Annotated in this window: 14 protein-coding genes and 1 pseudogene; 10 read left to right on the top strand and 5 right to left on the bottom strand. The window is 27.3% G+C overall.

The window, feature by feature from the left end:
- Nucleotides 1-24: 24 nt before the first annotated feature.
- On the bottom strand, nucleotides 25-411 hold the full coding sequence (locus tag BS101_RS20010) for a hypothetical protein (RefSeq protein WP_073540383.1): 387 nt from the start codon (nucleotides 409-411) through the stop codon (nucleotides 25-27).
- Between the two features lie 399 nt (nucleotides 412-810).
- Nucleotides 811-2,064 carry an IS110 family transposase gene (locus BS101_RS20005; protein WP_073537418.1) on the bottom strand — a complete coding sequence of 418 codons (1,254 nt, stop codon included), beginning with the start codon at nucleotides 2,062-2,064 and terminating at the stop codon, nucleotides 811-813.
- A 1,098-nt stretch (nucleotides 2,065-3,162) separates the two neighbouring features.
- Here BS101_RS20005 and BS101_RS24680 point away from each other — a divergent pair.
- The 5 genes from BS101_RS24680 (at nucleotide 3,163) to BS101_RS23060 (ending at nucleotide 4,827) form a co-directional block, all read left to right on the top strand.
- On the top strand, nucleotides 3,163-3,483 hold the full coding sequence (locus BS101_RS24680; RefSeq protein ID WP_431732545.1) for a Tn3 family transposase: 321 nt from the start codon (nucleotides 3,163-3,165) through the stop codon (nucleotides 3,481-3,483).
- Nucleotides 3,473-3,964, top strand: a complete 492-nt coding sequence (locus BS101_RS24090) for a Tn3 family transposase (RefSeq protein ID WP_278335288.1) — start codon at nucleotides 3,473-3,475, stop codon at nucleotides 3,962-3,964. The genes BS101_RS24680 and BS101_RS24090 overlap by 11 nt, the downstream gene beginning before the upstream one ends.
- 196 nt (nucleotides 3,965-4,160) lie before the next feature.
- Nucleotides 4,161-4,283 carry a hypothetical protein gene (locus tag BS101_RS24330; RefSeq protein WP_278335254.1) on the top strand — a complete coding sequence of 41 codons (123 nt, stop codon included), beginning with the start codon at nucleotides 4,161-4,163 and terminating at the stop codon, nucleotides 4,281-4,283.
- Nucleotides 4,284-4,382: 99 nt separating this feature from the next.
- On the top strand, nucleotides 4,383-4,517 hold the full coding sequence (locus BS101_RS24325; RefSeq protein ID WP_278335253.1) for a hypothetical protein: 135 nt from the start codon (nucleotides 4,383-4,385) through the stop codon (nucleotides 4,515-4,517).
- 151 nt (nucleotides 4,518-4,668) lie between these two features.
- Nucleotides 4,669-4,827 (top strand): hypothetical protein, encoded by a 159-nt coding sequence (locus BS101_RS23060; protein ID WP_156876111.1) that lies wholly within the window; start codon nucleotides 4,669-4,671, stop codon nucleotides 4,825-4,827.
- Nucleotides 4,828-5,356: 529 nt separating this feature from the next.
- Here the strand turns inward: BS101_RS23060 and BS101_RS22475 are convergent.
- A pseudogene (locus BS101_RS22475) lies at nucleotides 5,357-5,737 on the bottom strand (CYTH domain-containing protein); the annotation flags it as partial.
- A gap of 241 nt (nucleotides 5,738-5,978) precedes the next feature.
- On the opposite strand from BS101_RS22475, the gene BS101_RS19980 reads away from it, so the two are divergent.
- The gene (locus BS101_RS19980) at nucleotides 5,979-6,713 is read left to right on the top strand and encodes a LytR/AlgR family response regulator transcription factor (protein WP_073540379.1); all 735 of its coding nucleotides are present in this window, start codon (nucleotides 5,979-5,981) and stop codon (nucleotides 6,711-6,713) included.
- Nucleotides 6,714-6,754: 41 nt separating this feature from the next.
- Nucleotides 6,755-8,011 (top strand): sensor histidine kinase, encoded by a 1,257-nt coding sequence (locus BS101_RS19975; RefSeq protein ID WP_073540378.1) that lies wholly within the window; start codon nucleotides 6,755-6,757, stop codon nucleotides 8,009-8,011.
- On the opposite strand, the gene BS101_RS19970 is transcribed toward BS101_RS19975, so the two are convergent.
- The gene (locus tag BS101_RS19970) at nucleotides 8,003-8,140 is read right to left on the bottom strand and encodes a cyclic lactone autoinducer peptide (RefSeq protein WP_083585784.1); all 138 of its coding nucleotides are present in this window, start codon (nucleotides 8,138-8,140) and stop codon (nucleotides 8,003-8,005) included. The genes BS101_RS19975 and BS101_RS19970 overlap by 9 nt on opposite strands.
- On the bottom strand, nucleotides 8,137-8,709 hold the full coding sequence (locus BS101_RS19965; RefSeq protein ID WP_073540377.1) for an accessory gene regulator ArgB-like protein: 573 nt from the start codon (nucleotides 8,707-8,709) through the stop codon (nucleotides 8,137-8,139). Before BS101_RS19965 ends, BS101_RS19970 begins: the two co-directional genes overlap by 4 nt.
- A 200-nt stretch (nucleotides 8,710-8,909) precedes the next feature.
- Here BS101_RS19965 and BS101_RS19960 point away from each other — a divergent pair, with 200 nt between their 5' ends.
- The 3 genes from BS101_RS19960 to BS101_RS19950 all read left to right on the top strand — a co-directional run bounded on the left by BS101_RS19960 (nucleotide 8,910) and on the right by BS101_RS19950 (nucleotide 11,864).
- Nucleotides 8,910-9,461, top strand: coding sequence for a stage II sporulation protein M (locus tag BS101_RS19960; RefSeq protein ID WP_073540376.1), 552 nt, complete (start codon nucleotides 8,910-8,912; stop codon nucleotides 9,459-9,461).
- Between the two features lie 16 nt (nucleotides 9,462-9,477).
- Nucleotides 9,478-10,089, top strand: a complete 612-nt coding sequence (locus BS101_RS19955) for a hypothetical protein (RefSeq protein WP_156876110.1) — start codon at nucleotides 9,478-9,480, stop codon at nucleotides 10,087-10,089.
- 1,016 nt (nucleotides 10,090-11,105) lie between these two features.
- Nucleotides 11,106-11,864: an ABC transporter ATP-binding protein gene (locus tag BS101_RS19950; protein WP_083585782.1), complete on the top strand. Its 759-nt coding sequence runs from the start codon at nucleotides 11,106-11,108 to the stop codon at nucleotides 11,862-11,864.
- The last annotated feature ends 5 nt before the right edge of the window (nucleotides 11,865-11,869 follow it).

Here is an 11,869-nt window from a genome sequence, read left to right as displayed (position 1 = left end):
AAATTGTTATATATTAAAATGAGATTACCATCCAAATTCTCCATATGCCCATCTATATGATGTTTCAAAAACAGTGTTCTTTGCTAAAACCCAATATTTATAACCTTCCCCCATGGTATCATTAGTTAAATATACTGCTCCCGCACCTTGTTGGATTAACATATAATCACTTCTACTCTCTTTATCTGCATTTACAGCTTTTCCTTTAATATAGTACGATGGTCCCCCTACAATGCGAGTTAATGATATATAGCTTGAAGTATTATAATGTTTATAATCCCAGTTGTCTCCACCCGTAGCTATAGTAGCTGGGCTTAGTGTTATACCCCAATCTTTAGCCGAAACATTACCAGAACCAATGAAAAGTGTAATTGCCAATAATATTATTGACATAATTGAAAATTTTTTCATTATTAATCCTCCCTACCTCAATAAATTTTAATTTATCTTTTATTTACTTCTATTTTCATAGAATTTCATTATTTATAAACAAGTGGTTAAATTTAAATATGTGAGTATATTGAATATATAGGTAATACTGGATGGAGAAGGTTGAACGTGTGCATAAGAGTGTAAGTGATATTCCAATATTTTGAAGGAAACACACCTATATAGCTCTAATGCTTACCCTACCATGTCTCACGGAGTACATATCTATGTCTCTACATTCCTTCGTTCTGCATTTTAGAGCAGGTGCTAGCATTAATCCTCGTATACTGGGTCAATTAAGCCCTTATGGGGGTTTGAACGTGCTTTGCCTTACTCTTTTCAAAGAACTATAAATTTCAATATACCTATGCATATATTAAATTAAGCTGCTTGTTGATAACTTGTCAACCCATGAACTTTGTCATGTGTATATGTTGTTTTTTTCTTGCATAAAGTGTACATAACTTTTATAAGTCTTACACTTAGTGCAACTATTGCTTGTTTTCCGGTTAATTGATTTTCCTGTCTTTTCGTTAAATGGGTATATATTTCTTTAAATGCAGCATTCTTAGCTACCATAACAGTTGCTGCCTGATATAGAATATTTCTTAAATTTGAACGACCTCTTTTACTAATTTTAGTTTTACCTTTTTTCATGCCAGAGCTGGTTTCTTTCAAGTTAAGTCCTGCCACTTTCTGTATTTGCTTATAGCTGTCATATTTTGATATGTCTCCAATTTCAGCTAGAAAACCCGCAGCTGTTACTATGCCTACACCTTTTATGCTAAGTAAATATTCTGAATAACCTGTCTGCAAAAGATATTCTTCCATGAGCTTTTCCACATCATCTAGTTCCTTTTGTAAAGCTTCTAATTGCCTTAAAATAAGCCTTAATCTATATCTGGCCCCTTCAAGCCCTACAGGCACTCCTATTGAAGTTTTAGCTGCATTAAAAACCAGCTCTGCTTTCTTAAATCCAACACGATTATGTGTAGCATCTAGAAGCTTTTGAGTAAGCTCAGAAACTCCTATATTCACTATATCTTGTGGGAAAGGACATGTTTTCAGTATACATAAAGCGGACTTTCCTAAGATATCTGAAAACATCTTTTTAAATTCTGGAAAGTATTCATCTAATAGCGCTATTAGTCTTACTTTTTCTGAGATAAACTGTTTTTTTAGCTCTTGCCTATTGTTGCTGCATAATCGAAGATTTACGTAGAGTTCTTCCTCAAACATGCAGTTTAGGTATTGACCTTGATATATAAGTTTAGAAATAATCTTGGCATCTTTTTTGTCATTCTTAGTTGGACTATTATCTTCAAGCTCCTTAATTTTATTAACATGATATGGATTGACCAAGCATAGCTCTATCCCTTGACTTTTTAAGTAGTAAGCAAGATTCTTCCAATAGTGACCTGTTGGCTCCATTCCTACTAATACATAATCTAAGTTATATTTCGCCTTTAATTGTCTGATTGAATCTAATAGACATTCGAAAGATTCTCTGGTATTCTTTATAAGGAACGGCTTTTTTATATATTCACCATTTACTACAAATTGACCATAGTGATTTTCCTTTGCTATGTCTATCCCTAATATTAATGTGTTAGGAACTATAATTCGATTATTCATATTGTTTTCCTCCTGATATAGATTGTTGTTGTCTTCTTGCAAGTGACACAATATATTTATATCAGGTTTTTTTATTTCATTCAAAGTCTAAAACTCTTTATTACAGGAATACTCGTATAATAGGTACTATCAAAAATAATTTTTTAAAATATTCCTAATACTAGTATTATCAATACTCTGGGGTATAAATTATTTTTCACTCATATCACCAATAAAATAAATGGTATGATTATGCAAGATGATTGATTAATAATAATTTATCAGAATATTTTTTTGTATTTCTTTGATATTACCCATAATTTTAATTAATATATATTAAGGCACCTTAATTTCATATGGGTTATTACTTTTAATTTACATTTTTAATAGACGTTTAGTTCAATATTGAATAATTAAATTTTATTCTAAAAAATATTTTGCATACTTGCATATAGATTATTTATCTAAGTGTTGGATGAATTTTATATTATATGCGAGCTTTTATATATTGTTTACTTAAGAAGTAACTTGTCCAATTGGTGTAAATTTCTCCGAAGGTGTTCAATTGCATTTAATTGAAAGCAATATGGTGGAAAGTATAGAAAAGAAGCAGTTTATAATCTATATGTTTAATATAATAATACCTTATAATGTATATTTTACATAATAAAAAAATAAATACAACCTTAAAGGCATGAAAGGGAAAAAAATGAGCATAAAAAGAATTTGTACACATAAATATTCTTTTTATGCTCATTTTTTATCTTTCATGCCATAATTGTTTACATTTGCACTTTTATGTGGTATTGTAACTACTCAGCCATGCTTACGCATGAGCAAATTTTGGGTAAAACAAAAGGGATATTTAAAATAGATTAGCTCAAATAGCCACTTCCAAGCAAAAAAACTCTAATTTTTCTTCAAAAATTGGTATTCAAAAAAACAGTAAAATATTTTAACGTATTCCAGCAAACCTTACAGGTATCAGGTAACCTTGTTGGGCTTGAAATGCCCAACTTGCTTCTATCACGTATCCAAGCTCAGGAGGACTAGTCTCCCAAGCTTACTTTTATAATATCCTCAACATAATTTTCAATTAACAGTTCCTGATATTCAGCCATGCCTGTATCCTTAAGCTTTTCTACCAAAGGTTCTAGCTCAGCACTTCGAATGTTATCTAACTTTGCCCCATTAATAGGTCAAGGTGTAACATACTATAACTATACAAGCGATCAATTTACAGGTTTGCATGGCATAGTGATTCCTGGAATCATTAGGGATTCATTATATCTTCTTAAACTCGTTTTGGAACAGCAAACAGAGTTGCAACCCAAGGAAATTATGACAGATACTGCTGGTTATAGCGATATTGTATTCGGTTTATTTGGTCTTTTAGGCAGCAGATATTGGTTCATCAAAGTTCTGGTGAATAGATTCTAGTGCTGATTACGGTATATTGAATGTGCTTTCAAAAAATAGAATCAATAAAGAGCGTATAATTCGCTATTGGAATGATTTTATGAGGGTAGCTGGCTCTCTTATGCTTGGAACTGTAAATACAACACAGCTTATCAAAGCATTGCAGCATGGTGGTAAACCGATAATGCTAGGAAAAGTTATTGGTGAATTAGGACGAATATTTAAAACTAAGCACAATCTTACCTATATCGATGACGAAGCTTACAGGCGCAAGATTCTAACTCAACTAAACCGTGGAGAATTCCGCCATAGCCTGGCAAGAGCTTTATGGAATAGCAAAAAAGGTGAATTACATCAAAATTATCGTGAGGGACAAGAAGATCAATTAGGTGCTTTGGGATTTATAGTAAATGCAATTGTTATTTGGAATACAAAATATATAGGACTAGTCCTTGATGCTATACGTGATAAGGATAAAATCCTTGAATATGAAGATATTTAACGGTTATCACCACTAAGGTATGACCATATTAATATTGTTGGTAAATATTCATTTAATTTGTCTGAAGCAATAGCGAATGGTGAATTGCGACCCCTTGTAAACATAGAAGAGATAAGTTAATAGGAGGGATAATTTATGGCTAATAAACAAGAACCCAATTGGCAAGCCCATAAATAATTTACATATGATTGCAAGTATGATAGATGAGCAAGTTGCAGAGACTGAAAATCAATTGAATGATTTATTGGAAGCTCATTCAAAAACTTATGTATTAGATGACTATACCATAAGCCTGATTATTAGGGCTTTTAAAGATTAACAAGATTTTATTTAGATATATGAAAATCAACTTTCTAGATGGCAAGGAGATAAGCTATCAATTGTTCAGGTAAATGAAATTACCCGTCTTCAAGGACAAGTGAAAAAGTGGAACAAGGCTTTAACTGATATTTTAGTTTTAACTGAAGAATTTAAATCAGGAACTATTGAAAAAATGATGACAAAAAGCGATTTAGAACTTGGAATGGAATTTATTAAGAAGTCTTCAGAATAGTTGGATATTTATACAAAATATTATTCGTAATAAAATGTTAAATTGAGAACGACTATAAGTGTAAAATTTTTACACGCTTATAGCCGTTTTCTGTTCCATTACTACACAAACCCCTAATACTGAAAAAATTGATAATTTAAAAGACTTTTTTATGGCTGCTTTTGTTTTGATAGATGATATTTACAATGAAATAATACCTGATTCTATAAAAAACAGAAGAAATATTTTTGACTGCAAACTTTCAGATTCAGAAATTATAACAATTAGTATTGTAGAGGAAATTGCCACAATGGCCTCTGAAAAAGCATAGTTTGACTTTGTAAAATTGATGATAGAGTAGCTGTATTTGGGCTAGGTGAAGCAAATAACACATTAAAAATATTAAATTTAGCATAGGGACATTTTGTGTTTTTTTAAAATCCAATATTTTGGAATGCAAGATCTAACACAATGCGTTATTATTGCAAACAATACTATTATTACAAAGCTATAGAATCTCATCATTTAGTTATTCCCTAAAAAACAAAAATTACTATGGAAACGTATCCTATAATAATTTCCAATTAGTTTTTATCATTTCTATTCTATTTTACACAAATCTATGTATGTTCTCGTTTACAGTCAACTTCTTATAGCTTTAATTGCGTATATATTACTTCATTTTTCTGATGTTAATGTATTTCAAAGTCTAGAATTCGTTAAATTATCATTTCCCGAATTTATCAAGAAACTTCTTAGTTGTACACTTCAAGATGAGGTCCAGATAATTATTGACTTATTACTTCGAAATATCAATAATTATCAAATTTGTTTATGGTGAAAATTGGTTAATCAACACGCATGTCAATTTCTATTAGAGTATTTTTATATTTGTAGCTTTCTCTATATTTTTTTATTGATTGGACAAGTTCTAAACCAAGTGATTTAAATATTTTTTCACCAGAATCAACATCTAATATTTCAGTTCCATTTTCTTCTATTACTTTATATGTTCCTTGACTTAATAATTTTTTGGTAGTCATATAGTAATGAGTAGAGTTATTAAGAAAGTCATCAACTATTCTTATTCTTGCATATCTTTGTTATTTATCAATGCTCTATTATTAAAATCATATATATTATTTATTTGATTTTTTTACATTAAAGGCAGTTATGTTTTTTAATTTTAATCTTATATCTTTAACATTTACATCAATTATTCTTGTTTCAAATTCGTTCATATAAACAAACTCATTGTAAAATAGTACTTGTAATTTGAATTATAACATAAATCTTCATTATATGTGTAAAGGTATTTTTAAATATTTAAATCATCCAAAGTTTAGATATTTATGACATATTGAGGGATATGGGCACTAATTATAAGAATCTATATTGAAAATAAGGGAAAAGTAAGTTAATCTGTATATATGAGGATAATTGTAGTATTTTGAATAATTAATTTAAGTGGTGGGGGCTAACATGATTAATATATTAATAGCTGAAGATAATGATATACAGAGAAGAAACCTTATAAAAATGATATATGAAGCAGATAAAACCTTGAAGATTTATGAAGCAGAATCTAAAGAAGAAGCTTTAAAAATTTTACAGGAAGTTTATATAGACTTTTTTTATATAGATATTTCTCTAAAGAATTCTTCAGGGTTGGATTTGGCTTTGGAACTTAGAAAGATTGAAAAATATAAATTTAATTGGATAATTTTTACAACAACTCATATACAATACATGATTAAAGCTTTTAAAGAAGTTCACTGCTATGACTATATATTAAAACCATGTGATAAAGATGAAGTAATTAAAATGACCAAGCTTTTAACTTCAAATAGACGTACACATAACCCATTGACAAAGAAAGAAAAGCATGTGGTTTTTGATTTGCAAAATAATATAAGCATAAAGTTAAATATAGATGAAATTATTTTTATGGAAGTAGATTTAAGAAGAATAATTTTACATACTAAAAATGACAAGTATAAGGCAAAGAGGCTGTCTTTAGTCAAAGCTCTAGAAATGATAGATTGTGATTATATATTACAAAGTCATAAGTCCTTTGCCGTAAATATTAACTTTATTAATAAAATTGAAGCTGTGTCTAGTAAGTTGTGGGAAATTTGCTTTAATAATTGTAAAGAAAAAGCTCTTTTGAGTTATAATTTTAAAGAAAGTGTGATGAAAAAATTTAAGAAACTTTAAAAATTTACTTATTAGAGATGATATTTAAGGAGATGAAGGGAATGGAGATGATATATTCTTTTGCTAGTACGTTTATTGAGTTAAGTGCTTTTATGATTTTATGGTGTAAATTTAGTTTGAAAAAAGAAAAAGTTCTATTCAAAAATTTAGCAATAATATTTATGTCATCTTTTGTAATGACTGTAACTACATTTCTACCTATAAATTATAATATAATTTTGAGTTATGTGACTTTAGTATGTTTAATGTCACTTTTTCATAATAAAAGTTTTATTAAATCTCTTATAGAATTTGTAATAACCTTATTAATTATAATGATATTACAACTAATTGTAATATTTATATTAAAGATTTTTACCTCAAAGATATATTTAAAATCCTTTGAATTTGATAGTATTGTACAAGCTTTTGTATTTTTATTTTCTGTAATAATATATTATTTTGTACCACAAAAAAACATATATAGTATTACAGATATAAGTTCTAGAATATTGTATTATATTGTAATAAATTTTATTGGGTATGTAGTAATTTGTAAAATGGTTTGGGAATACAATAAAGAAATAATTTTAAATAACATAATTGCATTTATGACTATGATAATAATAATTTTTTTCCTAAATTTATTTTTATGTTATAACATAGTAAAAATAGATGAAGAGAAAAAGATCATAGAAATACATAATAGATATGGTCCTGTTATTGAGAATATTACGGAAGAAGTTAGATGTAAGCAGCATGATTTTAAAAATCATTTAAACACTATACAGGGTATTATAGAAGTAGCTAACGAAGGAGAATTAAGAGAGAACTTAATAACTTATATAAAATCTTTAAATAAGGTAACTAAGGATATTGAAGATGTTTTTTACATAGATAATTTAATAATAAGATCAATAATATACAGTAAGATTACTGATTCGCAAAAAAGTAAAATAGATTTTAAGTATTTTGTAGATAATGATTTAACACAATGGAAAGTAAAGGATCATGAGCTTTCGGAAATATTAACTAATATTTTAAACAATGCCTTTGAAGCATCAAGTGACAGCATTGATAAGATTGTTTCATTAAATATATTCAATGAAAAAGATAAAAATATAATAAAAATTATAAATAGTGTAAACTTAGTAAAATTAGAAAATGTTAACGAGATGTTCAATAGAGGTTTTTCAACTAAGGAAGGACAAAATAGGGGATATGGATTATATAACGTAAAAAAAATAGTTGAATCTAAGGGTGGTAAAATTCAACTATCTTTTGAAAATAATAATATATGTTTAAAAATATCACTTTAAAAGACTTTTGGGTGGGGTTGGTTCTCCGCCAAATCCAAAGCAATTAGTTGTAACCACTATACTTGCAAATGCAATTAAGCATAAACCTATCTTATTTGCAATTAGTTTTGAGAGTTTTTTGGATTTCATAGTAACACTCCTTCTTTTTTAGGTATCAATTGTAATATTTGAAGTAAAATTGTTAGGAATCCACAGTTTAAATAAGTTAAATCCTTTATGAAAAAAAATAAAATAGTTAACCCAAATATCATGAAGAAGGTGGAAATAAATTTATAATACCATCTTCTTTCTTGAATTTTAATAGGTCTGTTTTTATTTGGGCAAGGGCTTTTGATGAAAATTACTATAAGACTAAATAAAGCTGCAGTATAATACACTAAAATATTTAATTTAGGTATCAAAGGTCCAATTAGTGAAGTAATAAGAAAAAATAAAGATGACCATAATAAACATTTCACCGTAGTTTTACTGTGACTACCACCTGAAAAAATTCTTATAGAAAATAGAATTGCCATAGAAAATAAAAAATAGTTTATTTTGCCAAGTGCTAAAAATAGTATGATTAGTATTACTGCTTTAAATGTTTCACTTATGACAGTTTGTATTGAATAGTTTATCTTTTCTAAATCGTCATTATTTCTGATGTCACTATTCTTTTCAATAAAAGAGGTTAGCTTTAATGCTAGATTCATTATCATCTCTAATTCACCTTAACTTATATTTTTTTATAAAATAACATCAAAATACAAAAATGTAAATACAAATGGCATAAAAGGGAAAAAAACGGGCATGAAAAGAAATTATACATGAAAATGTTTAAGTAATGACGTTTCATGACAGGAAAAGTACGTTTGATGGCATTTGTATTGAATTAAGTTTTTTAGAAGGTAAATTTTATATGATAAAACATAAAAACAAAATAATATTTTTTTTAATAGCAGTTGGAATAATAATTTTAGGATATTTTATTTCAGCAAATTCATTCAAACCACCTAAAAACTTTATTCCTGAAAGGGAAGGTTTTGGATTCTTAAATATTTTTATTAGAAATTTCTTTTCTAATATTCTTTTGTTAGGACTTGCTTTATTAGGACCGATATCACTATTGGCATGTGGTTATCAACTTTTTTCTATCGGAATGGGTATATATAGAATTCAGATTTTATACTCTACGACAGTATCAAAAGCCTTATTAGGCATTTCGGTTCATGGAATTGGAGAAATATTTGTAATTTTATTAATAATGTGGATATCAACTAAAATAACTTTTGCATGGATTAGATATTTATTTAAAAATGAAGATGGAATTGTACGCAAGGTATATGCACATTATTATAGTTATAAGATTATTAGAATTGTGAGTCTAATAGCAATAGTTTTAATGTTATCGTCATTCTTGGAAGTTTATTGGTCCTTGCCTTTTTTTGAGACATTATTTAACAAAAAATAAACATAGAGGTGCTGTTATGAATTTAAAAAACCAAGAAATTAGTTATAAAAAACAAAAAAAATATACAACTTTAATAGCTTACTTATGCATGTATATTTCTGGCTTTTTACAAGTATCTATTGGTTCTTATCTCGGTAAGTATGTATTAAGTTCAAATGAGGAAATGGCGAGTAATATTACAATTAATAATACCTTAATAGGAGTTACATTTGTTGCACCACTTCTACAAATTATAACCTTTATTATAGAAATGGTAATATTTCATTGGATACTGACATTTATCTTAAGTGAAGAAAAATTTAAGGAGAAGATACCTTTTAGAAGCTTTTTAAATACTGCAGGTATTTTTTCAATTATTAAAGGTATATGTGTTTTTTTACTTTCACTAATTGTGTTGAAATTTACCAATTACATGAGTCTTTCTGTAGTACAATTTACAGCAAAGTGGTCTTATGCTTCTGCGTGGATTAATCGATTTGCACAATTAGTTTTTTTCTTATCTTTATTGTATAATTTCGGCAAAAAAGTTTTTAAAGATACGAGTAAATTAAAACTTTCTATAGCTTTTATGGGTCCATATATGATTATATGTATTATAAGTATAATATTTAATTTATTTTTAAAATAATATTTAATTAACATGTATGTTATCGAATAAACAGAAATTGTAAAAATGAATAAGTCGTTCTTTTGTAATATAATGATTTTGCAAAAAACTACTAATTCACATAAGAATGGTTAAGGATAGTTTATATATGATTTAATTCATAGACTGGAATTCATGCTATTGATAGCACAACTTTAAGAAGTTGAAAATATTATAGTAAAGCTAAAGTCGGTAAATATATTCACATTAGGGGTAGAGTAGGCATCTGTGTCACTAGGAACAAAGCAACTTTAATAAATTAGATAAAATAAGCTATTTATTAAAGTTACCTTATAACACATTTAAAGCATTTTGTAATTAAATAACAGTGTTCATGCGAATTTTATAAAGTAAGTAGAATCAGTATATTTACAGCGTATAATCCTAGTTAGGGGTTGTTGTTAAGTTATTTGGCAAAAATTAAGTGCTTAAACACTTTATTTATGCGGGATTGTGTTTATATGCGTAAGTTCTGTAAATAGGTAATACTCAGAATATAGTATTACAAGAGTAATATGATGGCTTATGTACGATATTTATACAGAAATATTGTTATAAGACTGTGCTAATACTAATAGTTATCGTACCTCACTTATTTTAGGACTCTAATAGCACGTGATAAATTAAATATAAGGGTTCTACTTTGGCCCTGGTGATACAAATAGTGATATTACCTCATTATGTATGATTAAACAATAAATTTATGTAGGAGCTAGAACATTATCGTATCCTATAATATAAATTCTTAAGTAAAAAATTACAGAGTATTAATTATTCAGCGACACAAATATAGTTTACATATTTTTTAGTTATTAACTACCAGTAAAAAGGGCTGTAAAAATATCCATCACGATAAAAGTGTGATATTATTAAACAAAAAGAGCCATCGCTTTATTTTAGTAATAAAAAAATAAGTTTGTTAACCCAAAAAATTTTAACTGTATAATAATTAATATAACAAAATGTATAAATATTTTGTTAGATAGGGGTGATAAAAAGTGATAGTTATTGAATGTAATAAATTGACTAAGACTTATAAAAAAGGAATGACTGCTTTAAAGGATATAACACTAAAAATTAATAGTGGATCAATAACTGGATTTGCAGGTGAGAATGGTTCAGGAAAATCTACAACTATAAATATATTAACTTCATTAATTACTAAAAGTTCTGGGTATGTGGAGATATTTGGCAAAGAGTTGAATGAGAAGAATTGTAATGACATTAAAAGGAAAATTGGATTTGTAGGAGAGCAAATAGTTGCTTTTCAACATTTGAATGTAATTGATTATTGGAATTTTATAGGTCGCATATTTAAATTAAAAAAAAGTGATATTTACAATAGGATAGATGAGTTATTAGATATTTTGGATTTACAAAAAGATAAAAATAAAATTATGAGGAAATTTTCTAAAGGAATGAAACAGAAGGCTTTATTAGGAGGAGCATTAATACATAGCCCTCAATTGTTAATATTAGATGAACCTTTAGATGGTATAGATTTACCTTCTAGGATTGTTATAAAAAATATTTTAAAACAAATGAATTCAAATGGAGTGACTATATTTATAAGTTCTCACGATTTTTCACTAATAGAAGATATTTGTACTGATGTTGTAGTTATAAATGAAGGAACTATAAAATTTAATGATACTGTTGATGAGTTGTATAATCAGTATAAAAATTTATCTTTAGAACAAATATTTATTAAATTAATAAATAAGGAGGATAAATTAAATAAAAAATTATCTTGGTGAGGTGT

This window comes from Clostridium kluyveri, assembly GCF_001902295.1.
GTDB classification, from domain to species: Bacteria; Bacillota; Clostridia; order Clostridiales; family Clostridiaceae; genus Clostridium_B; species Clostridium_B kluyveri_B.
Note: the sequence above shows the minus strand (reverse complement) of the source record. Positions and strands in the feature narration are given on the sequence as shown.

What these genes read in the sequence shown, in the direction of transcription:
- BS101_RS19970 (WP_083585784.1), bottom strand. Translation starts at nt 8,140, where the DNA reads ATGAAATCCAAAAAACTCTCAAAACTAATTGCAAATAAGATAGGTTTA.
- BS101_RS19975 (WP_073540378.1), top strand. Translation starts at nt 6,755, where the DNA reads ATGGAGATGATATATTCTTTTGCTAGTACGTTTATTGAGTTAAGTGCT.
- BS101_RS19965 (WP_073540377.1), bottom strand. Translation starts at nt 8,709, where the DNA reads ATGATAATGAATCTAGCATTAAAGCTAACCTCTTTTATTGAAAAGAAT.
- BS101_RS20005 (WP_073537418.1), bottom strand. Translation starts at nt 2,064, where the DNA reads ATGAATAATCGAATTATAGTTCCTAACACATTAATATTAGGGATAGAC.
- BS101_RS19980 (WP_073540379.1), top strand. Translation starts at nt 5,979, where the DNA reads ATGATTAATATATTAATAGCTGAAGATAATGATATACAGAGAAGAAAC.
- BS101_RS24330 (WP_278335254.1), top strand. Translation starts at nt 4,161, where the DNA reads ATGATAGATGAGCAAGTTGCAGAGACTGAAAATCAATTGAATGATTTA.
- BS101_RS23060 (WP_156876111.1), top strand. Translation starts at nt 4,669, where the DNA reads ATGGCTGCTTTTGTTTTGATAGATGATATTTACAATGAAATAATACCT.
- BS101_RS19960 (WP_073540376.1), top strand. Translation starts at nt 8,910, where the DNA reads ATGATAAAACATAAAAACAAAATAATATTTTTTTTAATAGCAGTTGGA.
- BS101_RS24680 (WP_431732545.1), top strand. Translation starts at nt 3,163, where the DNA reads ATGCCTGTATCCTTAAGCTTTTCTACCAAAGGTTCTAGCTCAGCACTT.
- BS101_RS20010 (WP_073540383.1), bottom strand. Translation starts at nt 411, where the DNA reads ATGAAAAAATTTTCAATTATGTCAATAATATTATTGGCAATTACACTT.
- BS101_RS19955 (WP_156876110.1), top strand. Translation starts at nt 9,478, where the DNA reads ATGAATTTAAAAAACCAAGAAATTAGTTATAAAAAACAAAAAAAATAT.